Genomic DNA, 24,323 nt, shown 5'->3' with positions numbered 1-24,323 from the left:
CTCGCTGCGCTCGGTGCTCGCTCAACGACCCCTGGCGGGCGCTCGCTGCGCTCGCTGCGCTCGGTGCTCGCGCGAAGTCCCCCGAGGCGCCGTGCGGGCGGGGCTACAGCGTGACGGACGCGGTGGCCGTCGTGCCGTCGCGCAGGTAGGTGATCTGCACGGTGTCGCCGGTGCGCGCGGTGCGGGCGAACATGTACAGCGCGTCGGGCTGGACGGCGGGGGAGCCGTTGATGCGGGTGATGACGTCGCCCGGCTGGAGTCCGGCGCGCGCGGCCGCGCCACCCTCGGTCACCTGGTTCACGTAGAGGCCGGCGGTGCCGCCCAGCGCCTGTGCGACGGGGGCGGGGATCGGCGTGGTGACGAGGCCGAAGTCGGGGTGCTGCACGGTGCCGTGCTCGATGAGGTCGTTCGCGATCGACATCGCGCGGTTGCTGGGCACCGCGAAGCCGATGCCCACGGAGCCTCCGCCCGCCGTGCCTTCGGCGTTCGGCACGGTCGCGATCGCCGTGTTCACCCCGATCATGCGTCCCCGGCAGTCCACGAGCGCGCCGCCGGAGTTGCCCGGGTTGATCGCCGCATCGGTCTGGATCCCGCCGATGATCAGCGCGGGATGCTCGGCATCGGCGGGGACCATCGACGTGCGTCCGAGCGCGCTCACGATGCCCGCGGTGACGGTGCTCGAGAGCCCGAGGGGTGCGCCGAGCGCCACCACCGGCTGGCCGACGGCGACCGCATCGCTGTCGGCGGTGGCGATCACGGGCAGGCCGGAGGCGTCGATCTTCAGCACGGAGATGTCGCTCGCGATGTCGCGGCCGACGACCGTCGCCGGGTGCTGCTCTCCGTTCGAGAACGTCACGACGATCCGGCCGCCCTCGCCGGCGCCGGCCGAGATCACGTGGTCGTTGGTGACGATGTACCCGTCCTTGCGGACGATCTCGCCGCTGCCGACGCCGGAGGAGGATCCGGTGACATTGATGGTCACGATGGCCGGCAGCACCCGGGAGGCGACCGCGACGGCGTCGCAGGAGCCCTCGGCGCCGGCCCGCACGCTGAATCCGCCGCCCGCGGGCGCACCCAGACGGGCGCCCAGCCAGCCTCCGCCGAGTCCGAGCACAAGAGCGAGGACGCCCGCGACGGTCCAGATGAGCCACGGCTTCACGGCGGACCGGCGAGGCGGCTCCCCGGGCGAACGGGTCGGCTCGGCGGGGGTGATCGCGGCGTTCATGCCGCTCACTCTAGGGGAGCGGGACCCCGGGGCCGAGGCCCTCAGCGCAGGTCGTAGAGCCGCTTGTACTTGCCTTCGCTGCGGGGGAGGGAGCTGGGCTCCTCGACCTGCACGTCCACCGACGTGCCGATCGACGTCTTGATCCGCAGCTTCAGCACCTCGGCCGCCGCCAGGCACGTCGCGAGATCGACATCCGGGTGCCGCTCGATCCGCACCTTCAGCGAGTCGAGGTGCCCCTGGCGGGTGAGCTCCAGGATGAAATGCGGTGTCAGCGTCTCGATCCCCAGCGCGATCTCCTCGATCTGCGTGGGGAAGAGGTTCACGCCGCGCAGGATGATCATGTCGTCGTCGCGTCCGGTGATCTTCTCCATCCGGCGCATCGCGGGATAGGCGGATCCGGGCAGGAGGCGGGTGAGGTCCCGGGTGCGGTAGCGGATCACCGGGAACGCCTGCTTGGTGAGCGAGGTGAACACGAGCTCGCCGGGCTCGCCGTCGGGCACGGGCTCGCCGGTGGAGGGGTCGATGATCTCGGGAAGGAAGTGGTCCTCCCAGATGTGCGGGCCGTCCTTGGTGGCCGCGGCCTCCATCGCGACGCCGGGACCCATGACCTCGCTGAGGCCGTAGATGTCGACGGCGTCGATGTCCAGCCGCTGCTCGATCTGATGGCGCATCTCGTTCGTCCACGGCTCCGCACCGAGGATGCCGACCTTGAGCGACGTGGAGCGCGGATCGATCCCGGCCTCCTCCATCGCGTCGGCGATCGTGAGCAGGTAGGTCGGCGTGCACATGATCGCGTCGGGCTCGAAGTCGTGGATGAGCTGCACCTGCTTGGCGGTCTGGCCGCCGGACATGGGGATGACGGTCGCGCCCAGGCGCTCGATGCCCGCGTGCGCCCCGAGGCCGCCGGTGAACAGGCCGTAGCCGTATGCGTTGTGCACCCTCCAGCCGGGCTTGACGCCGGCGGCGCTCAGTGACCGTGCGACGAGGTCGGCCCAGTTGTCGAGGTCGGTCTGCGTGTAGCCGACCACGGTGGGACGGCCCGTGGTGCCGGAGGAGGCGTGGATCCGCCGCACGTCGGACATCGGCACGGCGAACATGCCGAACGGGTAGTACTCGCGCAGGTCGTTCTTCGTGGTGAAGGGCAGCTTCGCGAGGTCGGAGAGCGAGCGGATGTCGTCGGGGAGGATCCCCGCGCTCTCGAAGGCCTGCCGGTAGAACGGCACGTTCTCGAAGGCATGGCGCACCGACCAGCGCAGCCGCTCGAGCTGCAGGGCCCGCAGCTGCTCCGGATCCAGCCCCACCGCGTCGGCGTTCGAGGTCCGATCCGTCGCCATCCCGGTCATGCTTCCTCCTCGGTCTCCGAGCCCGCCTGCGGGAAGGGGCGGTTCGTGGTGAGCGAGCGTCCGCGGAACTCGGCGACGACATCGCCGGTCTCATCGGTCACCGTGATGTCGTAGAGGCCGGTGCGCCCGTTGCGCGCGCGGCGTGCGCCGGTGGCGGTGAGGACCTGGCCCTCGTGCGTGGACTTGAGGAACGTGATGTCGGCGCCGGCCGCGACCGTCACCTGCTCGTCCTCGTTGCAGACGATCGCGAAGGCCGTGTCGGCGAGGGCGAAGACGAGCCCGCCGTGGGTGATGTCGAAGCCGTTGAGCATGTCGTCGCGCACGGTCATCGAGACCACGGCGCGTCCGGGCTCGTCCACCTCCACGCGCATGCCGAGCGCGCTCGACGCCCGGTCCCGCCGCATCATCGGCCGCAGCACGGCTGTGGGTTCGGTCATCGGTTCTCCTTCGAACGGGACGGGCCGGAACCCGGGGCGAAACAGGATCCGGAAGCTCGTCCTTCTGCGATCGATACGAGTGTGCCATAATTACTGTACGAACGGTAGGTAATTCATTCAGGGAGTCGACGATGACTGTTCCACCCGTGGGGCTGGCCGGGGATCCGGGCGCCCAGGCCTTCGATGCCGACGCTCAGGCGCTCTTCGACGAACTCGTCGAGAACGAGCAGCGCATCGAGCCGCGCGACTGGATGCCCGAGGCGTACCGCAAGACGCTGATCCGGCAGATCTCCCAGCACGCCCACTCCGAGATCATCGGAATGCAGCCGGAGGGCAACTGGATCACGCGCGCCCCGAGCCTCAAGCGCAAGGCGATCCTCATGGCGAAGGTGCAGGACGAGGCCGGGCACGGGCTCTACCTCTACTCCGCCGCGCAGACGCTCGGCATCACGCGCGACGAGATGATGCAGCAGCTCATCGACGGCAAGGCGAAGTACTCCTCGATCTTCAACTACCCGACGCCGACCTGGGCGGACATGGGCGCGATCGGCTGGCTGGTCGACGGCGCCGCGATCTGCAACCAGGTGCCCCTGTGCCGCGCCTCCTACGGTCCGTACGGACGCGCGATGGTGCGCATCTGCAAGGAGGAGTCGTTCCATCAGCGTCAGGGCTTCGAGATCCTGCTCACGCTCATGCAGGGCTCCGAGGAGCAGCGCGCCATGGCGCAGGACGCCGTGAACCGCTGGTACTGGCCCGCCCTGGCGATGTTCGGCCCGCCGGACGACCAGTCGCCGAACTCGGCGCAGTCGATGCAGTGGAAGATCAAGCGCTTCTCGAACGACGACCTGCGCCAGCGCTTCGTCGGGATGCTCGTCCCGCAGGCGGAGATCCTCGGCGTGACGCTGCCGGATCCCGAGCTCCGCTTCGACGAGGAGACCGGGCAGTACGCGATGGGCGAGATCGACTGGGACGAGTTCTTCGAGGTCGTCCGCGGCAACGGCCCGTGCAACGCGGAGCGGCTGCAGCGTCGCCGCGACGCGCACGAGGAGGGCGCCTGGGTGCGCGAGGCCGCGGCGGAGTACGCCCGCAAGCAGGCGCTTCGGCAGGAGGAGGCGGCATGACCACCCCCGGAGCATCCCCCGAGGAGAGCTGGCCCCTGTTCGAGGTGTTCGTGCGGGCGAACCGCGGGCTCAGCCATGTGCACGTCGGATCCCTGCACGCCCCCGACGCCGAGATGGCGCTGCGCAATGCCCGGGACCTCTACACCCGCCGCAACGAGGGCACCTCCGTCTGGGTGGTGCCCGCCGACGCGATCAGCACGAGCGATCCGGGTGACAAGGGCGCCTTCTTCGAGAGCCCCGCCGGCAAGAACTACCGGCACGCCGTGTACTACACGGCATCCGAGGGGGTGCCGCACCTGTGAGCGCGCACGATGAGTTCGACCCGCACGGCGACGTCTCGGTGGACGAGCTCGCGCTCGCCGCAGAGCTCTCGGGCGGCGGCGAGCGCGCCGCCTCGGCAGACATCGCCGAGTATGCGCTGTGGCTCGGCGACGACGCGCTGATCCTGTCCCAGCAGCTCGGCGCATGGATCACCTACGCCCCCGAGCTCGAGGAGGACGTGGCCCTGGGCAACATCGCGCTCGACCTGCTCGGGCACGCCCGTTCCTTCCTCCGCTACGCCGGATCCTGGGACGGACGCAGCGAGGACGACCTCGCCTACTTCCGTGACGAAGCCGGGTTCCGCAGCTGCTGGCTCGTGGAGCAGCCCAACGGCGACTTCGCGCAGACCATCGCACGCCAGCTGCTCGTGAGCACCTACATGCTCGAGCTCTACTCCGCCCTGCGGTCGAGCACGGATGCGACCTTCGCCGCGATCGCCGAGAAGGCCGTCAAGGAGGTCGACTACCACCGCGACCACGCCGTGCAGTGGACCCTGCGCCTCGCCGGAGGCACCGAGGAGTCGCGCCGGCGCATCGTCCGCGCGTTCGGCGACGTGTGGCCGTACGCCGCCGAGCTGTTCCGGGACGACGCGCTCATCGACCGCCTCGGCGACGCGGCCGTGCGCCCGTCATCGCTGCGCGCCGGCTTCGACACCGTGATCGACGCGGTCTTCGCCGAGGCCGACCTGGACGAGGAGCTGCGCGCGCTGCGGCGCGCGACGAGCACGTCGTCCGGCGGCGGACGGCACGGATCCCACGCGACCCCGCTCGGGCACGTGCTGTCCGAGATGCAGGTGCTCGCCCGCCGGCACCCGGGAGCGACCTGGTGACCGGGCCCGTGCCGGAGGGCGGGATCAGGGAGCGCGCCTGGGCCGTGGCCGCGGCGGTGAAGGATCCGGAGGTTCCGGTGCTGACCATCGAGGACCTCGGGGTGCTGCGCGACGTCGCCGTCTCGGGCGACCGCGTCCGGGTCGACATCACCCCGACGTACAGCGGCTGCCCCGCGATGGACACGATTCGCGACGACGTCGAGCTCGCGCTCACCCGCGCCGGCTTCGGCAGCGTCGAGGTGCGCCTCGTGCTCGCGCCCGCATGGACCACGGACTGGATGAGCGACGAGGGCAAGCGCAAGCTCACCGAGTACGGCATCGCCCCGCCGACGGGGCACGCCGCCCTCGGGCGGGCGCAGGGACCGGTGCGCATCGCTCTCGGCGTGCGGTGCCCGCGCTGCGGGTCGCTCGACACCCGCGAACTCTCCCGTTTCGGCTCCACGTCGTGCAAGGCGCTCTACGAGTGCCGCGCCTGCCTCGAGCCCTTCGACCACTTCAAGGTGATCTGATGACGCTCTGGCACCTCGCCGCCCGCACCGACGCCCCCGCGACGGGCTCGGAGGCGGAGCGGATCGCCGGCGCACTGCTGAACAGCGTCGTGGGAGGATCCTCGGAAGGCTCCGCGACGTCGCGCCGGCGCGCGCGCTTCCACACGCTCACCGTGCAGGACGTGCGTCCGCTCACGGCCGATGCGATCGAGGTCACCTTCGCGGTGCCCGACGACCTCGCCGGGGAGTTCGACTACCTCGCCGGGCAGCACGTGGCGCTGCGCACCGAGCTCGACGGTCACGAGGTGCGGCGGTCGTACTCGCTGTGCCGTCCGCCCCGGCGCTCCTCGGGAGCCGCATCGGGCCCCTCCGGGGCCACCGTCAGCGTGGCGATCAAGCGCGATCAGGGTGGGCGCTTCTCGACCTGGGCGCAGAGCGGACTGCACGCGGGGGACCGCCTCGACGTGATGAGCCCCCAGGGCACGTTCACCTCCGCGCTCGCCGCGCTCGACGAGGCGCATGTGGCGGGCATCGCCGCGGGGTCGGGCATCACGCCGCTGATGGCGCTCGCCGCGACCGTGCTGTCGCGCTCGGAGAGCAGCCGGTTCACCCTGGTCTACACGAATCGCCGGGCCACGGACGTGATGTTCCTCGACGACCTGGCCGATCTCAAGGACCGCTATCCCACGCGTTTCGCCGTGCACCACGTGCTCACCCGCGAGCAGCGGTCCGCGCCGCTGCTGTCGGGGCGGATCGACGAGCAGCGCCTGCGCGGCATCCTCGACGCCCTGGTCCTGCCGGCCACCGTGGACGAATGGTTCCTGTGCGGGCCGTTCGACCTCGTGCAGCTGTGCCGCGACACCCTCGCCGACATCGGCGTCGAGGCCGGGCATGTGCGCTACGAGCTGTTCACCACCGGGGAGCCGGGGCAGGAGCGGCCGGAGGCGGGACGTCCGGTCGAGGTGCGCGAGGACGAGCCGGTTCGCACGATCGAGTTCACGCTGGACGGCCAGTCCGGCTCGGTGGAGACCCCGATCTCGGCGAACGAGTCGATCCTGAACGCGGCCCTGCGCGTGCGGCCGGATGTGCCGTTCGCCTGCGCCGGCGGCGTGTGCGGCACCTGTCGTGCGCGCCTCGTCGACGGATCCGTGACGATGACGGAGAACTACGCGCTCGAGCAGGAGGAGCTCGACCGCGGGTATGTGCTCACCTGCCAGTCCCATCCCACGTCGGAGCGCGTCGTCGTCGACTACGACGTCTGACCCGCACCGCCGAACGAACGGAGCAGCCTGTGATCGACCTCGACATCGACACGACGTCCGGCGGCGCCGCCGTCGCGCACATCGTGCTCAACAACCCCGCCAAGCTCAACGCGCTCGACGAGCAGGCGGTGCGCGACCTCGGCGACGCGTATGCCGAGGCGGAGCGCGCCGGGGTGCGCGCCCTCGTGCTGCGCGGCGAGGGGCGGGCGTTCTGCGCGGGGCGAGACATCTCCGGCGTGGATCCGCGCGACGACGACGTGATGGGGTATCTCGACGGGCTGGTCACCCCGGTGCTGCAGCGCATGGCGGCGTTCCCCGCCCCGACGTTCGCCGCGGCGCAGGGGGCCTGCCTCGGGGTGGGGCTGGGGCTGCTCATCGCGACGGACGTCGTCTATGTCGCCGACAGCGCGAAGGTCGGATCCCCGTTCGCGGCCCTCGGCGCCACCCTCGACTCCGGCGGCCACGCCCTGTTCGTGGAGCGCCTCGGTGCGCACCGCACGCTCGACCTCATCTACACAGGGCGCCTGATGAGCGGATCCGAGGCCGTCGCCGCGGGACTGTTCTCGCAGGCGCTGCCGGGCGAGGCACTGCTCGAGACGACGCTCGCCGCGGCCGCACGCGCCGCCGAGGGGGCCACCGCGGCGTTCGTCGCCAGCAAGCGACTCGTCGCTGCTCTCCGCGACCAGCGCCTGGGGCTGTGGGAGTCGGTGGCGCAGGAGAACGCCGCCCAGGCGGCGCTCTGCGACACCGACGACTACCGCGAGGGGTTCGCGGCGTTCCAGGAGAAGCGCCCGCCGCGGTTCCAGGGCCGCTGACGCGCGACGCCCGGGCCCCGCACCCCGCGACGATCAGCACACCCTGTCACGATCAGCACACGTGTTGACGTGGATCCGTGGGCGGATCGTCGCACCCTGTGCTGATCGTGACGGCGCCTGCTCGGAGCGCCGGCCTGCACATCGTCGCGTCCGGGGGTCGGAGGCCGCAATCCGAGGCGGGGGCAGCAGGGGCCCTGTGGCTCTGCACGATGAGGGATCCCAGTGCGCGCCGCTCTCGGGGAGCGGCGGGTGAGTAGGCTGATCCGTGCTCTGCGTGGGATGCGCGGGCGGACGGGAGTGGACGTGGGCGACGGCACCGTCGAGCGCATGCGGGGACCGCGGGCCATCGCGGCGTTCATCGGGATCGGCCTCGCCGCGGGCCTCCTCTCCGGCCTCTTCGGCGTCGGCGGAGGCACGGTGATCGTGCCGCTCCTCGTGCTCCTGCTCGGTTTCGACCAGCGTCTCAGCGCCGGCACCTCGCTCGCGGCGATCGTGCCCACCGCGGCCGTCGGGGTGATCTCCTACGCCGTGCACGACGCGGTCGCGTGGATCCCGGCTCTCCTGCTCGCGATCGGATCCGTGGTCGGCGCGCAGATCGGCACCAGGCTGCTGACCCGGATCTCGCAGACGGCCCTGCGCTGGTGCTTCGTCGGCTTCCTCGCGATCGTGATCGTGATGCTGTTCGTCGTCATCCCCTCGAGGGACGCGGTGTTCGAGGTGACCTGGCTGACCGCGGCGCTGCTGCTGGTCGTCGGACTCGGCACCGGGATCCTGGCCGGGCTCATCGGCGTGGGCGGCGGGATCGTGGTCGTGCCGGTGCTCATGCTCGCCTTCGGCACGAGCGATCTGGTGGCCAAGGGGACGTCGCTGCTCATGATGATCCCGACCGCGATCTCCGGCACGATCGGGAACCTCCGGCACCGCAACGTCGACCTGACGGCCGCCGCGTTCGTGGGGCTCTCCGCGTGCACCACCACGGCGCTCGGAGCGTGGCTCGCCACGATCGTGGATCCGCTCGTCGGCAACATCCTGTTCGCCGCGTACCTGACCTTCATCGCCGTGCAGATGGCGCTCAAGGCGATCCGCGGCCGCAGGCCGCGCACCGCCTGACGCCGCGTTCCGGGCGGCGACTGCTCGTTCCCGTCGCAAAAGGTGTCGCTCGGAGGACCTCGGAACGACAACTTCTGCGACGGGAACCAGGAGGACCGCGCTCCGGGCGGGTCGGTAGGATCGGGGGGTGCCCGTGAATCCTGAACTGGTCGGACGTGTGTTCCCGCCGACGCCCGCGTATCTGGTCGGCCGCGAGAAGGTGCGCGAGTTCGCCCGCGCCGTGTTCGCCGATGCTCCCCAGCACACCGACGTGGCCGCGGCCCAGGCGCTCGGCTTCGCCGACGTCGTGGCGCCGCCCACGTTCGCGATGGTCATCCAGGACCTCACGCTGCAGCAGCTGCTGGGCCTGGAGGACTCCGGGATCGTGCTGTCGCGCACGATCCACGCGGAGCAGCGCTTCACCTACACCCGCCCGATCGTCGCCGGCGACGAGCTCACCGCGCAGCTGACGGTCACCGCGATCCGTGCGATGGGCCCCGCCGCCATGATCACGAGCGACGCCGAGATCCGCGACGCCGCGGGCGCGCACGTCGTCACCGCCACGTCTGTGCTGCTCGTCAGCGACGCGCCGGCCGAGACCGAGGAGGCCGCCGCGTGAACGTCGGAGACGTCATCGCCGAGCGCACCGTGCACCTCACGCGCGAGTCGCTCGTCCGCTATGCCGGAGCATCCGGCGACTTCAACCCGATCCACTACCGCGACGACGTCGCCGCCGAGGTGGGACTGCCCGGCGTGCTCGCGCACGGCATGCTCACGATGGGCATCGCGTCCTCCGTCGCGATCGTCGCGCTCTCCGGCACCGCCCGCGTGCTCGACTACGGCGTGCGCTTCGCCCGCCCGGTCGTGGTCGACCCGCAGGCCGGCGCCGACGTCGCGATCACGGCCAAGGTCGGCGCCGTCGACGAGACCGCGGTGCGGATCGACCTGGTGGTCAAGCACGCCGACACCACCGTGCTCGTCAAGTCGCAGCTGCGCGTCGCGGCGGACTCCCTCTGACATGGCGGAGATCGCACCGATCCGCCTCGCCGAGCTCACCACGCTGCAGACCGGCGCGGCGCCGGCCCGCATGATCGACGCGAGCACGACGGACGAGCTGGTCGCGTCCCTCCGCGACGTGTGGGCCTCCGGTGACGAATGGTTCGTGCTCGGCGGGGGATCCAACCTCCTCGCGGGCGACACCGCCTTCGACGGCACCGTGATCCGGATCCGCACCGGCGGCATCGAGGAGCTGCCCTCGCCGCACCCCGGCCGGATCCGACTGCGCGCGCAGGCCGGCCACGACTGGGACGCCCTGGTCGCCTACGCGGTCGAGCGCGGCTACGCCGGGATCGAGGCGATGTCGGGCATCCCGGGCACGGTCGGTGCCGCACCCGTGCAGAACGTGGGCGCGTACGGGCAGGAGATCCAGGAGACCCTCGTCGAGGTCGAGCTCATCGACGAGCACACGGGCGAGGTCGTCACGACCCCGGCCGCGGATCTCGGCCTCGGCTTCCGCACCTCCGTGCTCAAGCACCACTACGGCTCCGTCGCCGAGCGCCGCGCGGTGATCCTGTCGGTCACGCTCGATCTCGCCGTGACGGGCGATGCGGGGCGGGTCGTGCGCGGCGAGCAGCTGCGTCGCGCCCTCCAGCTCACCGGCGACGAGCCGGTGCCGCTGACCTGGTTGCGTGAGCGGATCCTCGCCACGCGTGCCGCGAAGGGCATGCTCTTCGATCCGGCGGATCCGGACACGCACGGGGCCGGATCCTTCTTCCAGAACGCGATCGTCCCCGAGGCGGTGGCGCGCACGCTGCCGCCCGAATGCCCGCGCTGGCCCGTGGCGCCCGACCTCGACACCGTCACCGTGATCCCGCTGGACTCCTACTACGGTCTCGCGCCGAAGCCCGAGGCGCCCCCGAGCGACGTGAAGGTGAGCGCCGCCTGGCTCATCGAGCACGCCGGCATCGGCAAGGGCTTCCGGCTGCCCCGGTCGCGCGCCGGCGTCTCCACCAAGCACGCCCTCGCGCTCACGAACCGCGGCGGGGCGACGGCGGGGGAGATCGCCGAGCTCGCGCGGTTCATCCAGAGCAGGGTGCACGCCGAGTTCGGGCTGGTACTGCAGCCGGAGCCCGTGCTCGTCGACGTCGAGCTGTAGCGGGCTGCGGCCCGTCGCGACGGCGCTCCGCCGCCGCATCGGCTCGGGGCAGCCGCTACTCCGCCATCTGCTTGCGGAGCCAGTACTCGGTCTGGGCAACGTGCGCGGCGGCCGCCGCGGAGGCCTCCGCGGGATCGCGGGCGATGAGGCCGCGCACGATGGCGCGGTGACCCGCATCCGAGAGCACCTTCAGCTGCACGGCGTCGTCGGGATCGAGGATCCGATACTGCCGGGTGCGGGAGCGAAGCGCTCCCAGCAGGCTCGTGAGCGCCTCGTTGCCGGCGACGGCCGCGATCCCCAGATGGAACTCGTGATCCAGCCGGGACTCCTCTTCGTGCTCCGTGCAGGCGGCGATCCGCTCGACCAGCGCCTCGAGCTCCGCGAGCGCCGCGGCGTCGGCGCGCGCGGCCGCCGCGGCGGCAGCATGGGCCTCCAGCGGGCGGCGGATCTCGACGAGTTCGAGGATCGCGTCGAGCGGGAGCACGTCCACCGTGAGCGAGAGCACCTGGATGAGGTCGGCGGGACGCAGCGCGGTGACGTAGCTGCCGGACCCGTGCCGGGTCTCGAGCACGCCGAGGGCCGCGAGCATCCGGATCGCCTCCCTCACCGATCCGCGGGACACGCCGAGCTGCTCGCAGAGCTCGCCCTCGCTGGGCAGCTTGTCGCCGGGACGCAGGCTCCCGTCGGCGACGAGCGCCCGCAGTCCGTGCAGGGCGGTCTCGAGTGCGCTCATGGTCCTCCTCGGTGTGCGGCTTCTCTCTTGAGTGTGGGCCAACCTCAGAATCAAGGATAGTTGTCTAACGACATAGGGGATTTTCGGCCGAGATTTGAAGATTCTCGCGAGTATGTGCAAAAGTTGTGCGACAAGTTGACCCCGCAGCTTTCTTCGCCCCTCAAGGATGAGACCCGCATGCCCGACCTCCGTACGGACTCCCGCATTGCCCCTGTGCGCCTCGCCTCCTATGACCGCGCCCGCGACGCATGGCCGCTCGACCCCCGGGTCGTGCACCTCAACCACGGATCGTTCGGCGCGGTGCCGACCGAGGTCGTCGCCCAGCAGGACGCCTGGCGCCACGAGGCCGATCTCAACCCGGTCGGCTGGTTCCCCCGGCTCGGGGAGAAGGTCGCCGCCGCCCGGCAGGCCACCGCCCCCTTCGTCGGCGCGGATCCGGACGATCTCGTCTTCGTTCCCAATGCGTCGGCCGCGGCGACCGTCGTGTTCAACGCGCTTCGCCTGGAGCAGGGCGATGAGATCCTCGTGACCGACCACGGCTACGGCGCCGTGACGATGGGAGCCGCGCGGCTCGCGCGACGGTTCGGCGCCCGGGTGCGCACGGTCGGGATCGGCCTCCTGGACGACGCCGAGACCGTGCTCGCGCGGTTCGCCGAGGAGATCGGGCCCCGCACCCGGCTCATCGTCGTCGACCAGATCACCTCGCCGACCGGGCGCGGCCTGCCCACGGCGGAGATCACGGCGCTCGCGCACGAGCGCGGAGCGCGCGTGCTCGTGGACGGCGCGCACGCGCCGGGCCTGATCGCGGACGCGGCCGTCGCCGGAGGCGGCGACTGGTGGTTCGGCAACCTGCACAAGTGGCCGTGCGCGCCGCGCGGATCCGCGGTGCTCGTCACGCAGGCGGCGGACCGGGACGAGCTGTGGCCCCTCATCGACTCGTGGGCGGCGACCGACCCCTATCCCTCCCGCTTCGACACGCAGGGCACGATCGACGCGACGACCTACCTCGCCGCGCCTGCCGCGATCGACTTCGTCGAGCGCGAGTTCGGCTGGCAGCGCGCGCGCGAGGCGATGACCGAGCTCGCCGACGAAGGCGAGCGGATCATCGCCGAGTCGCTCCAGCACGGCGTCGACGACGCGGTGCGGGTCGAGCTGCCGATGCCGGCGCCCTCCCTGCGCCTGCTGCGGCTGCCGCGCGGGATCGGCCGCACGCGCGAGGAGGCCGACGACCTGCGCCTGCGCCTGTTCGACGAGGTCGGCGTGGAGACGGCGTTCACGAGCTTCGCCGGCATCGGCTACTTCCGGCTCTCCGTGCACCTGTACACCGAGGCATCCGACTTCGAGGCGTTCGTCGAGCGCTGCGTCCCGCGGATCCTCGCCCTCGCTCGGTCGTGACCCGACCGGGGACCTGCAACACCCACACGAACGAAAGGACGCCTCAATGGTGAAGCACACCCGACTGACCGCGATCGCGGGGCTGGGCATCGCGGCCCTGCTCTCGCTCACGGCCTGCTCCGGCGCAGGATCCGCCTCCGGCGGCGGATCGGCCGACGGCAAGGTCACCCTGCAGATGGTGGAGAGCCTGACCAACCCCGACCGCACCAAGCTGATCCGCAGCCTCCTCGACGACTTCCAGAAGGAGAACCCGGACATCACGGTCAAGCTCGTCTCCCCGCCGACGGAGCAGGCCGACACGACGATCCAGCAGATGCTGCAGTCCGGCAAGGGCATCGACGTGCTCGAGGTCCGCGATCTGACCGTCGGCCCGTTCGCCAACAACAAGTGGCTGTACGACATGACCGGCGACCTGAAGAACTGGGACGGGTGGTCGGCACTCACCGACAACGCGCGCAACGCCGCGAAGACCGACGGCAAGACCTGGTTCGTGCCCTACGGGTTCTACGGGCTGTCGCTGTTCTACCGCACCGACCTCGTCTCCCAGGCCGGCTTCGACACGCCCCCGCACTCCTGGGACGACCTGCTCGAGCAGGCCTCGAAGATCCAGGATCCGGGGAACAACGTGTACGGCTACGCGTTCCGCGGCGGGAAGAACGCCAACTCGAACGTGGTCGCCGCGATCAACTCGTACACGATCGACGATCTCGACCCGACCAACGCCTTCCTCCTCAAGAGCGGGAAGACCGTCTTCTCCTCGCCCGATGCGCAGAAGGCCGTGGACACCTACTTCGATCTGTTCAAGAAGGCGTCCCCGCCGTCCGCCGTGTCCTGGGGATACCCGGAGATGGTCGCCGGATTCACGAACGGCACGACCGGGTTCCTGCTGCAGGACCCCGAGGTCATCGCGACCGTCTCGGCGTCGAACCTCGGCAAGGACCAGTGGTCCACCGCGCCGCTGCTCGTCGGCCCGAGCGGCAAGGCGGCGCAGCCCTTCGCGACCGCGGGCTGGGGCATCGCCCAGGGCAGCAAGAACAAGGCGGCGGCCGTGAAGCTCGTCGAGTTCCTCTCCTCGGAGAAGCCCGCCACGACGTTCGCGCAGAAGAACAGCCTGGTTCCCATCGTCACCTCGGCCACGAAGGATCCGTTCTTCGCGACGGGCCCCTGGGCCTCTTACGTCACGATGACGAAGGATCCCGACACCTACGTCACGGTGCACCAGCCCCGCGGCGTGGCCTGGTGGAGCGAGTGGAGCCAGAAGGCCGATCAGGACGTGCAGAGCGTGCTGCTCGGGAACATGAGCACCAAGCAGCTGCTCGCCTCGTGGGACGAGTACTGGACCGCGAAGTACAAGAAGGGCTGATGTCGTGACCTCGACCTCTGCTTCGGGTGGTCCGGCGGGCTCCGCCGGCCGGACCACCCGGTCGCGGCCGGGCGCCGGTCCCGCGCCGCGGGGCGCCGCAGGCGCGCGCCGCCCCGCGTTCCGCTCCCGGCACGCCCTCACGATCCTCGCCTTCCTGGCTCCCGCGATCGTGTTCGTGTGCTGGTTCACCTACCTGCCCATGCTGCAGGGCGCCCGGATGGCGTTCCTCGACTACAACCTGTGGGACCTCACCTCGACGCCGTTCGTCGGCTTCGACAACTTCGCGAAGGTCCTCGCCGACCCGGTCTTCCCGACCGTCGCGGGGAACACCGTGCTGTGGGTCGTCGGATCCCTCGTCCCGCAGTTCGTGATCGGATTCCTCATCGCGCTGGCCCTGCGGCAGCGGTTCCGCTTCCGCGGCGTCTACCAGGCGCTCGTGTTCTTCCCCTGGGCCGTCTCCGGATTCCTCATCGGCATGCTGTTCCGCTGGATGTTCAACGCGGAGTTCGGCGTCGTCAACGACCTGCTCATGAAGGCGGGACTGATCCACGCACCGCTTCCGTGGCTGGCCGACCCGCGCCTCGCGATGATCGCGGTGATCATCGCGAACGTCTGGTACGGCGTGACGTTCTTCGCGATCATGATCCTCGCGGCCCTCCAATCGGTGCCCGACGAGGTGCTGGAGGCCGCGAGCCTCGACGGCGCAGGCAAGGCGCGTCAGCTGTTCTCGATCGTCATCCCGTACATCTCCACGACGCTGCTGCTCACGGTGCTGCTGCGCGTGATCTGGATCTTCAACTTCCCCGACATCATCTGGGCGATGACCGGCGGCGGGCCCGCCGGGCGCACGCACATCATCACCACCTGGATGATCACCTTCACCCAGCAGGGCAACTACGGCACGGCGAGCGCGATCGGACTGATCGTCATGGCGCTGCTGTTCGTGTTCTGCGGCTTCTACCTGTTCGCGATGCGGAAGGTCACCCGATGAGCGTCACGATGACCATCACCGCGCCGGGCACGGGGGTCTCGCGTCCTGCGCGCGCGTCGCGCCGGCGGATCACCGCGGGCGGAGTCGCCAAGGCCGTGGGGCTGGGGCTCTGGCTGCTGATCACGCTGTTCCCGCTGTACTGGATCGTCCTCACGTCGTTCAAGTCTCCGCAGACCGTGAACAAGTTCCCGATCGAGTACTGGCCGTCGCAGCCCTCCGTGCAGAACTACGCGAAGCTGTTCTCGGACGCGAACTTCGGCGTCTTCCTGGGCAACTCCGCGCTGGTCTCGCTCGTCGCGGGGGCGACCTCCACCCTCATCGCCCTGCTCAGCTCGTACGTGATCGCGCGCTTCGAGTTCCGCGGCAAGGGCACGGTGCTCATCGTGTTCCTGCTCACGCAGATGATCCCGGCGTTCATCGCCCTCGGTCCGCTGTACACGATGATGACGGACCTGGGACTGGTGGACAGCAAGTTCGGCCTGATCCTCGTCTACGTCGCCGTCTGCATCCCGTTCTCCACGGTCATGCTGCGCGGCTTCTTCGAGAACGTGCCCGATGCGCTCGAGGAGTCGGCCATGATCGACGGCTGCTCGCGGCTGGGCGCGCTGTTCCGGATCCTTGTTCCCGTGATGACGCCCGGCATCATCGCCGCGTTCATCTTCAACTTCGTGAACTGCTGGAACGAGCTGTTCCTCTCCGTCGTGCTCATGCAGTCGGAGGAGAACCGCACGGTGCCCGCCGCGCTGAACAGCTTCATCTCGACGTTCAACGTGGACTGGGGATCCATGTCCGCGGCGGCCGTGCTCACGATCCTGCCGACGATGGTGCTCTTCGCCGTCGCGAGCCGCTGGATCGTCGCGGGCCTGACCGCCGGCTCCGTCAAGGAGTAGCGGCGGAGCCGGATCCTCGCTCGTGGCGGGGATCCGGCCCGCGTAGGATCGCGCACATGACCGGACTCGTTCCCTACCTGCTCTTCCCCGGCACCGCCGCCGATGCGCTGCCGTTCTATCAGACGATCTTCGGCGGCGAGGCGGTGCTGCACACCTACGCCGAGTTCGGGCGTGCCGACGGCCCGGGCGATGCGATCGCGCACGGCATGCTCCTCGGCGGCCCGGTCGAGCTCGCCGCGGCGGACGCCGCGCCGGACGAGGACGCCGTGCACATGAACGGGATGTACTTCTCCCTGCTCGGCACGGCCGACGCGGCCACCCTCACGCACTGGTTCGCGCAGCTGGGAGACGGCGGCCGGGTGATCGACCCGCTGCAGGAGCGTCCGTGGGGCGCCCACGACGGCACCCTGGTGGACCGCTTCGGTGTGCGCTGGCTCGTCGGCTACGAGGACTGACCGCGGCCCGTGCGCGTCGGGTGCCGGCCGGATACGTCGACGCCCCCTCCCGCTGCCGAGGCCCCCTCTGAGTTGCGGATCTCAGGAGGGGCGCGGACAGCCCGAGGGGGCGTCGACGTTTGAGCGCGGGCGTCAGGAGGCGAACAGGCGCTGCAGGCGCTGCACGCCCTCGAGCAGCTGGTCGTCGCCGAGCGCGTAGGACATCCGGATGTAGCCGGACGGGCCGAACGCCTCGCCCGGGACCACCGCGACCTCGGCCTGGTCGAGGATGAGGTCGGCGAGCTCGAGCGAGGTCGTCGGGGTCACCCCGCCCCAGGTGCGGCCGAGCAGGCCCTGCACGTCGGGGTAGACGTAGAACGCCCCGGTCGGGTTCGGCACCACGAGGCCGTCGATCTTCGACAGCTCGGAAACGATCAGGCGGCGGCGGCGGTCGAACGCCTCGCGCATCTGCTCGGCCTCGGTCTGCGGGCCGTTCAGGGCGGCGATCGCGGCGCGCTGCGCGACGTTGTTCACGTTGCTCGTGAGGTGCGACTGCAGGTTGCCGGCGATCTTGATCGCGTCGGCCGGGCCCACCATCCAGCCCACGCGCCAGCCGGTCATCGCGTAGGTCTTGGCGACGCCGTTGACCAGGATGGTCTGACCGGCGACCTCGGGCACGGCCCCGACGACGGAGGTCGCCTTCACGCCCTCGTAGGTGAGGTTCTGGTAGATCTCGTCCGAGATGATCCAGATCCCGTGCTCGAGCGCCCAGGCCGCGATCGCCGCGGTCTCCTCGGGGGAGTACACGGATCCGGTCGGGTTCGACGGCGAGACGAACACGAGCACGGTCGTGCGGTCGGTGCGCGCGGCCTCGAGCTGGTCGACGGTGACCTTGTAGTCCTGGTCGGCACCGGCGAAGACCTCGACGGGGACGCCGTCCGCGAGGCGGATCGCCTCGGGGTAGGTGGTCCAGTACGGCGCGGGCAGGAGCACCTCGTCGCCCGGGTTCACCACGGCCTGGAACGCCTGGTAGACGGACTGCTTGCCGCCGTTGGTGACGATCACCTGCGAGGGCGAGACCTCGAGGCCGGAGTCGCGCAGCGTCTTCGCGGCGATCGCCTCGCGCAGCTCGGGCAGGCCGGCCGCGGGGGTGTAGCGGTAGTTGGCCGGGTTCGCCAGGGCTTCGGCGGCCGCGTCAACGATGAACTGCGGCGTGGCGAAGTCGGGCTCGCCCGCGGCGTACGAGACGACGGGCTTGCCCTCGGCCTTGAGGGCCTTGGCTTTGGCGTCCACCTTCAGCGTGGCGGACTCGGCGATGGCGGAGAGTTTGCGGGAGAGAGGCGCGCGTTCGGTCACGCTCCCAGCGTACTCGGGGGCCTCTGGCGGGAAATGGCCGTGACGTACAAGAACGGGGCCGATTTGTCCGCCATGGCGAACGATGGCGAGGGGTCGCCGCTGTCAGGTCAGGAACGACGGCGGAACCGCGCAGTAGTCCGCCAGTCGCCGGACGGGGGCATCCGGATCCGTCACGTCGACGAGAGCCGTGGCGGCGGTGTGCGGCACCTCATCGCCGTCGATCAGCCAGACCGAGAAGTGCCAGAGACCCCGGGTGCGCTCGGCGAGCAGCCCCGGGGTGCCGGACACGATCTGCACGGCGTCGGCCCCCGAGGAGCGGAAAGGCGTCACGACGTCGGCACGCAGTGCGTCCTCGCCGCGGCCGTCCTGCTCGGTGATGCGGGCGTCGACGCCTCGGGCGGCGAGCGCCTCGCGGAGGCTCTCGGCGGCCGCCGCGGAGCGCTCCGCGTCGGGACTCGCGACCGCGACGAGACGCGCGCCCCGCGGGTAGTCGTGCAGGAACTCGTCGGCGACGCCCTCGAAGAGGACCTGCCGTGCGGAGGGGGCGCTCATGCCTCCAGCGTAGGCGCGTCGGCGGCGGGTGGACCCGGATCGGCGACGCGACGGCTCAGCGCTCGACGAGCACGCCGTCCTCGTCGGCGTACAGCCGGGCGCCGGGACGGAACTCGACGTCGCCGAAGCGCAGCACGACGTCGGCCTCGCCGGATCCGGTCTTCGCGCTCTTGCGCGGGTTGGTGCCGAGGGCCTTCACTCCCAGGGGGAGGCGGCCGATCGCGGCGCTGTCGCGGATCGCGCCGTGGATGAGGACGCCGGCCCAGCCGTGCGCGACGGCGCTCTCCGCGATCATGTCGCCCATGAGCGCGGTGCCGAGCGAGCCGGATCCGTCGATCACGAGCACCGCGCCGTCGCCGTCGGTGGCCAGCAGCTCCTTCACGAGCTGGTTGTCCTGGAAGCAGCGCACCGTGCGGATCGGCCCCTCGAACGCGACGCGGCCGCCGAAGTCGCGCAGCTGCAGGGCGAGGGACTGCAGGGCGTCGCCCTGCTCGTCGTAGAGGTCTGCGGTGGAGGTCATCTGTTCTTCCTGCCTGTGCTCTCGCACCTGCCGGTGCTCTTGCGCTCGTGGATGTGCCGAACTCCGTCGATCATGCCGTGCGTAACGGGTGGGAACGCCGCAGCCGCGGAATCGACGGAGTTCGGCACAGGGGGACCGGCGGATGCCGGGTCAGTCCTCCACGAGGTGCTTGGCGTAGGCGCCGAGGGTGAGGAACGCGGGGAACTCCGGACGCAGCGCCACCTCGCGGAAGACGTCAGCCGCGTCGTCGAAGCGGTCGCCCTCCGCGCGCGGGGTCTCGTCCAGCAGCGCCGAGATCAGACCCTCGACGTACTCCGCCGTGATGAGGGTGCCCTCCTGGGTCGTCTGCCCCTGGTGGATCCACTGCCACACCTGCGAACGGCTGATCTCGGCCGTCGCGGCGTCCTCCATGAGGTTGTCGATCGCCACCGCTCCGATGCCGCGCAGCCACGCCTCGAGGTACCGGATCGCCACGGAGACGTTGTCGCGCACGCCGTCGGCGGTGATCGGGCGGCCGATGTGCACGTCGAGCAGGTCCTCGGCGCGCACCTGCACGTCGTCGCGCTGCCGGTCCAGCTGGTTGGGGCGCTCTCCCAGCACGGCGTCGAACTCGGCCTGCGCCGTGGGGATCAGGTCCGGGTGGGCGACCCAGGTCCCGTCGAAGCCGTCGCCGGCCTCGCGCTTCTTGTCGGCGGCGACCTTCTCGACGGCCCGGGCGGTCACCTCGGGGTCGCGCCGGTTCGGGATGAAGGCGCTCATGCCGCCGATCGCGAAGGCGCCCCTCTTGTGGCAGGTCTTCACGAGCAGCTCGGTGTACGCCCGCATGAACGGGACGGTCATCGTGACCTCGCTGCGGTCGGGCAGCACGAAACGGGCGCCGCGGCCGCGGTAGTTCTTGATGATCGAGAAGATGTAGTCCCAGCGGCCGGCGTTCAGGCCCGCGCAGTGCTCGCGCAGCTCGAACAGGATCTCCTCCATCTCGAACGCCGCGGGCAGCGTCTCGATGAGCACCGTCGCGCGGATCGTGCCGCGGGGGATCCCGAAGTAGTCCTCGCTGAAGGTGAACACGTCGTTCCAGAGCTTCGCCTCCTCGCTCGACTCGATCTTGGCGAGGTAGAAGTACGGTCCGCGGCCGGCGTCGATGAGCGTCTGGGCGTTGTGGAAGAAGTAGAGGCCGAAGTCGACCAGGGAGCCCGAGGCGTCCATCCGGCGGCCGGTCCGGTCGGTGAACTCCAGGTGCTTCTCCACGAGGTGCCAGCCGCGCGGGCGCATCACGATGGTCGGCGTCTGCTCGGCGGTGACGCGGTACTCCCTGCCGTCCTCGTTCGTGTACGTCAGGCGTCCGCGGATCGCGTCGCGCAGCGACAGCTGCCCGCCGATCACGTTGCGCCAGGTGGGGCTCGTCGCGTCCTCCTGGTCGGCCAGCCACACCTTCGCGCCGGAGTTCAGCGCGTTGATCGTCATCTTGGGGTCGGTCGGGCCGGTGATCTCGACGCGGCGGTCCTCGAGCCCGGGGCCCGCGCCCGCCACGCGCCAGTCGGCGTCCTCGCGGATGTGCCGGGTGTCGTCGCGGAACCGCGGGTCGTGGCCGTTGCCGATCTCGAAGCGGCGACGCATGCGATCGGCGAGGCGGTCGTGCCTGCGGCCGCCGAAGCGGTGGTGCAGCTCGGTGACGAAGGCGAGTGCGGCGGGGGTGAGGATCTCGCCGAAGCGCTCGTGCAGCGGCCCGGTGATGCGGATCGAGGGGCCCTCGGCGTTCGCGACGACGGTGCCGATGGTCCGGATCGGGGCGGTCGGTGACGCAGCGGGAATGGTCATGATCTGTCTCCTCCGTGAGTGGGATCCGGTCCGGCATCGGTGCCGGGGTGGCTTGTGACCACTCTGCGTGAAGATCCGGAACGGCAATGACCGAAATCGGGGAGAAGTTTGTCGAGAATTCTGCTTTCGTGACAGAATCGGGCCCTGACGACCCGGAACGAGACCCCGAGGAGCCCCGCATGAGTGAAGAGGTCGACGCCCTCACGATCGGACGCCGCATCCGACAGTTCCGCACGGCCGCGGGCCTCACTCTGGAGCAGCTCGCGACGGCCATCGACCGGGCGCCGAGCCAGGTCTCCATGATCGAGACCGGCAAGCGCGAGCCCAAGCTCACCCAGTTGCAGGCGATCGCGCGGGCGCTGGACACGACGATCGACCAGATCCTCGCCGAAGGGCCGCTCGACGAGCGCAGCGGCATGGAGGTCGCTGTCGAGCGCGCGATGAAGGGGCAGACCTTCCAGGCGCTCGGGATCGCCCCGTTCCGGATCGCCAAGACCGTTCCCGACGAGGCGCTCAAGGCGCTGCTCGCGCTGCACGGGGAGATCGAGCGGCTGCGCGACGAGCGTGCCGCGACCCCGGAGGAGGCGCGCCGGGCCAACCTCGAGCTGCGCCACCTCATGCGCAGCCAGGACAACCACTTCGCCGACCTGGAGCGGAAGGCGGCCGAGATCCTCGCCGCGGTGCGGCACCCCGGCGGCCCGCTCACCCAGCGCACCGCGAGCGACATCGCCGCACACCTCGGGTTCACCCTGCACTATGCGCCCGACCTGCCGCAGTCGACCCGCAGCGTGGCCGACCTCGCTCACGGGCGGCTGTACCTGTCCAGTCGCGTCCCGGGCAAGGGCGATGCGCGCACGGCGGTGCTGCAGGCGCTGTCGAGCCGGATCCTCGGCCATTCCGAGCCCCGCAGCTATGCCGAGTTCCTGCGTCAGCGGGTGGAGACCAACTACCTCACCGGCGCCCTGCTCATGCCCGAGGAGCACCTGGTCCCGGTGCTGAAGGATGCGAAGGAGCGCCGGGCGATCTCCATCGAGGACCTCCGCGACGCCTATTCCGTGTCGTACGAGACCGCGGCGCATCGGTTCACGAACCTCGCCACCCGGCACCTCGACATCCCCGTGCATTTCCTCAAGGTGCACGAGTCCGGCACGATCACGAAGGCGTACGAGAACGACGACGTGAACTTCCCGACCGATCGGCTCGGATCCATCGAGGGGCAGATGTGCTGCCGCAAGTGGACGAGCCGGGTCGTGTTCGAGGAGGAGGACCGCTTCAACCCGTACTACCAGTACACCGACACCGGCAACGGCACGTACTGGTGCACGGCGCGCGTGGAGCCGTCGAGCGAGGGCCTGCACTCGGTGAGCGTCGGCGTGCGCTTCGACGACACGAAGTGGTTCATCGGGCGGGACACGCCCAACCGCGGTGTCTCGAAGCACTCCGTCGAGGTGTGCTGCCGGCGGGCTCCCGCAGACCTCGAGGCGCGGTGGCGCGAGCAGTCCTGGCCGAACGTGCGCACCCCGCGGACGCTGCTGGCCACCCTGCCGACCGGGGCGTTCCCCGGCGTCGACACGACCGATGTGTACGAGTTCCTCGAGGCGCACGCGCCCGCCTGAGCGGCCCCGGCGGGGCTTCGTCGGTCGGTTCCGCTCGACGCCGTGTGCGCAATTCAGGCTGGATGGTCTTAGGCGCGGATCAGAGTCGCGTGTTTCCGCGCCGGCCTGCTGCCTCGGCCTGAAGACGGCCTGAATCGTGCACGGTCTCCCGACGCGGCGTCTCCGGCGCGGCGCGGAGGTCCGTCAGCGCCGCCACGAGGGTCGCGAGGCCGAACTCGAACGCCTCGTCCACGTCGCCGCCGAGCCGGAAGGCCCCGGCCTGCTCCATGGTGCAGAAGCCGTGCGCCCAGGCGGTCAAGGTCCGTGCGGCGGGGAGCGGATCGCCCGGAGTCGAGGCGCGCACGGCGTCGAGGAGCGTCGCGGTCAGCGCGCTCATCGACTCGGACGCCGGCTCCGCGCTGAGCGCCGCCCCGGAGAACAGCAGGGATGCGGCACGGGGGGAGCGCGCGCTGAACGCCCGGAACGCGTGGCCGATCGCGGTGAGGGCGGTGGCGGGGTCTGCGGCGGATCCGGCGAGGGCGGCGATGTCGTCGCCGAGCTCGCGGGCCGCGTCGTCGGCGATGAGCCGGAGCAGGTCGTGCCGGTGCGTCACGTGCTTGTACAGGCTGGGCGCGCGCACGCCGACGGCCGCGGCCACGGCGCTGATGGTGACGGCGTCGATCCCGTCGCGCTCGGCGATCGTGCGGGCGGCGGCGGTGAGGGCGGCGCGGGTGACGCGCTGAGGTGCCGGCATCGGTTCCTCCTCTGCGGTGCGCTTCGGCTCGGTGCGGATGACCTTCATCATAAGGCTATTGACAGTAGCCATGATAGCTATATAACGTAGCCATCATGAATGCAGAACTCCTCCGGATCGGCGACGACATCGTCGCCATGCACGCCGTCGTCACCGACGAGGGCGTCACGCTCATCGACGCGGGACTCCCGGGCGATCGCCGGATCCTGCAGCAGGCGCTCGCGGCCGCGGGGCGCAGCGTCTCCGACATCCGCGGCGTCGTGCTGACCCACGGCGACAGCGACCATATCGGCGTCGCGGAATGGCTACGCACCGAGCACGGAGTGCCGACCTTCGTGCACGAGGCCGATGCGGGGCGGGCCCAGGGGGAGAAGACGCCGTCGGCCTCGGGCGGGAAGATGCGCCTGGGTCCGACCGTGCAGTTCCTCGCCGCCGCGCTGCGCCGCGGCGGCCTGCGGCCGAAGCACCTCGGCGCGGTGCGCACCGTGCAGGACGGGGAGGTGCTGGACCTGCCCGGATCCCCGGAGATCATCGCCCTGCCGGGGCACTCGGCCGGATCCGTCGCGATCCGCGTGCCCGCGGTGGGCGCGATCTTCGTGGGCGATGCGATCACGACGAGGCACGTGCTCAACGGCTCCTCGGACGTGCAGGTCGGTCCGTTCAGCGACGACCCGGCGCAGACCCCGGTCAGCCTGGAGCGTCTGCGCGCTCTGCCCGAACGGTCGATCGTCGTCGGGCACGGCCCGATCTTCTCGGGCACGGCTGCGGAGATGTTGGCGGCGCTGGCGAGGTGACGACCCGCGTGGGCGCCACCTCACTGGCGAAGGCCCCGCCTCA

At 70.8% G+C, this 24,323-nt stretch carries 26 protein-coding genes; 17 read left to right on the top strand and 9 right to left on the bottom strand.

Annotated elements, in window-relative coordinates; all coding sequences use genetic code 11:
• Positions 1 to 103 precede the first annotated feature (103 nt).
• From J8G10_RS01595 to paaI, 3 genes are read right to left on the bottom strand one after another with little or no spacing between them, the layout of a single operon-like run.
• A complete protein-coding gene (locus J8G10_RS01595; protein WP_251438728.1) occupies positions 104 to 1,225 on the bottom strand; it encodes a S1C family serine protease in 1,122 nt (373 codons plus the stop codon).
• A 41-nt stretch (positions 1,226 to 1,266) separates the two neighbouring features.
• Positions 1,267 to 2,559: a phenylacetate--CoA ligase PaaK gene (gene paaK / locus J8G10_RS01590; RefSeq protein ID WP_374208751.1), complete on the bottom strand. Its 1,293-nt coding sequence runs from the start codon at positions 2,557 to 2,559 to the stop codon at positions 1,267 to 1,269.
• A gap of 5 nt (positions 2,560 to 2,564) precedes the next feature.
• Positions 2,565 to 3,005 carry a hydroxyphenylacetyl-CoA thioesterase PaaI gene (paaI, locus tag J8G10_RS01585; RefSeq protein ID WP_251438726.1) on the bottom strand — a complete coding sequence of 147 codons (441 nt, stop codon included), beginning with the start codon at positions 3,003 to 3,005 and terminating at the stop codon, positions 2,565 to 2,567.
• A gap of 131 nt (positions 3,006 to 3,136) precedes the next feature.
• Between paaI and paaA the strand changes: the two genes are divergently transcribed.
• The 10 genes from paaA (at position 3,137) to J8G10_RS01535 (ending at position 11,085) form a co-directional block, all read left to right on the top strand.
• Positions 3,137 to 4,126, top strand: a complete 990-nt coding sequence (gene paaA, locus J8G10_RS01580; protein ID WP_251438725.1) for a 1,2-phenylacetyl-CoA epoxidase subunit PaaA — start codon at positions 3,137 to 3,139, stop codon at positions 4,124 to 4,126.
• Positions 4,123 to 4,428: a 1,2-phenylacetyl-CoA epoxidase subunit PaaB gene (gene paaB, locus J8G10_RS01575; protein ID WP_251438724.1), complete on the top strand. Its 306-nt coding sequence runs from the start codon at positions 4,123 to 4,125 to the stop codon at positions 4,426 to 4,428. The genes paaA and paaB overlap by 4 nt, the downstream gene beginning before the upstream one ends.
• The gene (gene paaC / locus J8G10_RS01570; RefSeq protein ID WP_251438723.1) at positions 4,425 to 5,276 is read left to right on the top strand and encodes a 1,2-phenylacetyl-CoA epoxidase subunit PaaC; all 852 of its coding nucleotides are present in this window, start codon (positions 4,425 to 4,427) and stop codon (positions 5,274 to 5,276) included. Before paaB ends, paaC begins: the two co-directional genes overlap by 4 nt.
• Positions 5,273 to 5,785, top strand: a complete 513-nt coding sequence (gene paaD / locus J8G10_RS01565; RefSeq protein WP_251438722.1) for a 1,2-phenylacetyl-CoA epoxidase subunit PaaD — start codon at positions 5,273 to 5,275, stop codon at positions 5,783 to 5,785. Before paaC ends, paaD begins: the two co-directional genes overlap by 4 nt.
• The gene (gene paaE, locus J8G10_RS01560) at positions 5,785 to 7,026 is read left to right on the top strand and encodes a 1,2-phenylacetyl-CoA epoxidase subunit PaaE (RefSeq protein ID WP_251438721.1); all 1,242 of its coding nucleotides are present in this window, start codon (positions 5,785 to 5,787) and stop codon (positions 7,024 to 7,026) included. The genes paaD and paaE overlap by 1 nt, the downstream gene beginning before the upstream one ends.
• A gap of 29 nt (positions 7,027 to 7,055) precedes the next feature.
• Positions 7,056 to 7,841, top strand: a complete 786-nt coding sequence (locus J8G10_RS01555; protein ID WP_251438720.1) for an enoyl-CoA hydratase/isomerase family protein — start codon at positions 7,056 to 7,058, stop codon at positions 7,839 to 7,841.
• Positions 7,842 to 8,168: 327 nt separating this feature from the next.
• Positions 8,169 to 8,951, top strand: coding sequence for a sulfite exporter TauE/SafE family protein (locus tag J8G10_RS01550; RefSeq protein ID WP_251439363.1), 783 nt, complete (start codon positions 8,169 to 8,171; stop codon positions 8,949 to 8,951).
• 127 nt (positions 8,952 to 9,078) lie between these two features.
• On the top strand, positions 9,079 to 9,549 hold the full coding sequence (locus J8G10_RS01545) for a MaoC family dehydratase N-terminal domain-containing protein (RefSeq protein ID WP_251438719.1): 471 nt from the start codon (positions 9,079 to 9,081) through the stop codon (positions 9,547 to 9,549).
• Positions 9,546 to 9,947 carry a MaoC/PaaZ C-terminal domain-containing protein gene (locus tag J8G10_RS01540; RefSeq protein ID WP_251438718.1) on the top strand — a complete coding sequence of 134 codons (402 nt, stop codon included), beginning with the start codon at positions 9,546 to 9,548 and terminating at the stop codon, positions 9,945 to 9,947. The genes J8G10_RS01545 and J8G10_RS01540 overlap by 4 nt, the downstream gene beginning before the upstream one ends.
• A gap of 1 nt (position 9,948) precedes the next feature.
• Positions 9,949 to 11,085 (top strand): UDP-N-acetylmuramate dehydrogenase, encoded by a 1,137-nt coding sequence (locus J8G10_RS01535; RefSeq protein ID WP_251438717.1) that lies wholly within the window; start codon positions 9,949 to 9,951, stop codon positions 11,083 to 11,085.
• 55 nt (positions 11,086 to 11,140) lie between these two features.
• On the opposite strand, the gene J8G10_RS01530 is transcribed toward J8G10_RS01535, so the two are convergent.
• Positions 11,141 to 11,818 carry a FadR/GntR family transcriptional regulator gene (locus tag J8G10_RS01530; protein ID WP_285813934.1) on the bottom strand — a complete coding sequence of 226 codons (678 nt, stop codon included), beginning with the start codon at positions 11,816 to 11,818 and terminating at the stop codon, positions 11,141 to 11,143.
• Positions 11,819 to 11,995: 177 nt separating this feature from the next.
• Between J8G10_RS01530 and J8G10_RS01520 the strand changes: the two genes are divergently transcribed.
• The 5 genes from J8G10_RS01520 to J8G10_RS01500 are packed head-to-tail and all read left to right on the top strand — an operon-like array spanning position 11,996 to position 16,912.
• Positions 11,996 to 13,213, top strand: coding sequence for an aminotransferase class V-fold PLP-dependent enzyme (locus tag J8G10_RS01520; RefSeq protein WP_251438716.1), 1,218 nt, complete (start codon positions 11,996 to 11,998; stop codon positions 13,211 to 13,213).
• 46 nt (positions 13,214 to 13,259) lie between these two features.
• On the top strand, positions 13,260 to 14,576 hold the full coding sequence (locus J8G10_RS01515) for a sugar ABC transporter substrate-binding protein (protein ID WP_251438715.1): 1,317 nt from the start codon (positions 13,260 to 13,262) through the stop codon (positions 14,574 to 14,576).
• Positions 14,577 to 14,580: 4 nt separating this feature from the next.
• Positions 14,581 to 15,567, top strand: a complete 987-nt coding sequence (locus tag J8G10_RS01510) for a carbohydrate ABC transporter permease (protein ID WP_251438714.1) — start codon at positions 14,581 to 14,583, stop codon at positions 15,565 to 15,567.
• Positions 15,564 to 16,457 (top strand): carbohydrate ABC transporter permease, encoded by an 894-nt coding sequence (locus J8G10_RS01505; RefSeq protein WP_251438713.1) that lies wholly within the window; start codon positions 15,564 to 15,566, stop codon positions 16,455 to 16,457. The genes J8G10_RS01510 and J8G10_RS01505 overlap by 4 nt, the downstream gene beginning before the upstream one ends.
• A gap of 56 nt (positions 16,458 to 16,513) precedes the next feature.
• On the top strand, positions 16,514 to 16,912 hold the full coding sequence (locus tag J8G10_RS01500) for a VOC family protein (protein WP_251438712.1): 399 nt from the start codon (positions 16,514 to 16,516) through the stop codon (positions 16,910 to 16,912).
• Between the two features lie 132 nt (positions 16,913 to 17,044).
• On the opposite strand, the gene J8G10_RS01495 is transcribed toward J8G10_RS01500, so the two are convergent.
• The 4 genes from J8G10_RS01495 to aceB all read right to left on the bottom strand — a co-directional run bounded on the left by J8G10_RS01495 (position 17,045) and on the right by aceB (position 21,137).
• Entirely contained in the window at positions 17,045 to 18,247 is a 1,203-nt protein-coding gene (locus J8G10_RS01495) for a pyridoxal phosphate-dependent aminotransferase (RefSeq protein ID WP_251438711.1), read from the bottom strand.
• A 102-nt stretch (positions 18,248 to 18,349) separates the two neighbouring features.
• Positions 18,350 to 18,799, bottom strand: a complete 450-nt coding sequence (locus J8G10_RS01490; protein WP_251438710.1) for a hypothetical protein — start codon at positions 18,797 to 18,799, stop codon at positions 18,350 to 18,352.
• Positions 18,800 to 18,854: 55 nt separating this feature from the next.
• Positions 18,855 to 19,319, bottom strand: coding sequence for a ribonuclease E activity regulator RraA (gene rraA / locus J8G10_RS01485; RefSeq protein ID WP_251438709.1), 465 nt, complete (start codon positions 19,317 to 19,319; stop codon positions 18,855 to 18,857).
• Between the two features lie 150 nt (positions 19,320 to 19,469).
• The gene (gene aceB, locus J8G10_RS01480; RefSeq protein ID WP_251438708.1) at positions 19,470 to 21,137 is read right to left on the bottom strand and encodes a malate synthase A; all 1,668 of its coding nucleotides are present in this window, start codon (positions 21,135 to 21,137) and stop codon (positions 19,470 to 19,472) included.
• Positions 21,138 to 21,316: 179 nt separating this feature from the next.
• Here aceB and J8G10_RS01475 point away from each other — a divergent pair, with 179 nt between their 5' ends.
• Positions 21,317 to 22,753: a helix-turn-helix transcriptional regulator gene (locus J8G10_RS01475; RefSeq protein WP_251438707.1), complete on the top strand. Its 1,437-nt coding sequence runs from the start codon at positions 21,317 to 21,319 to the stop codon at positions 22,751 to 22,753.
• Between the two features lie 79 nt (positions 22,754 to 22,832).
• Here the strand turns inward: J8G10_RS01475 and J8G10_RS01470 are convergent, their stop codons facing one another.
• Positions 22,833 to 23,486, bottom strand: a complete 654-nt coding sequence (locus J8G10_RS01470; protein ID WP_251438706.1) for a TetR-like C-terminal domain-containing protein — start codon at positions 23,484 to 23,486, stop codon at positions 22,833 to 22,835.
• 95 nt (positions 23,487 to 23,581) lie between these two features.
• Here J8G10_RS01470 and J8G10_RS01465 point away from each other — a divergent pair, with 95 nt between their 5' ends.
• A complete protein-coding gene (locus J8G10_RS01465; RefSeq protein WP_251438705.1) occupies positions 23,582 to 24,280 on the top strand; it encodes an MBL fold metallo-hydrolase in 699 nt (232 codons plus the stop codon).
• The last annotated feature ends 43 nt before the right edge of the window (positions 24,281 to 24,323 follow it).

Origin of the sequence: Microbacterium sp. USTB-Y, from assembly GCF_023703415.1 — a bacterium.
Lineage (GTDB): Bacteria > Actinomycetota > Actinomycetes > Actinomycetales > Microbacteriaceae > Microbacterium.
Note: the sequence above shows the minus strand (reverse complement) of the source record. Positions and strands in the feature narration are given on the sequence as shown.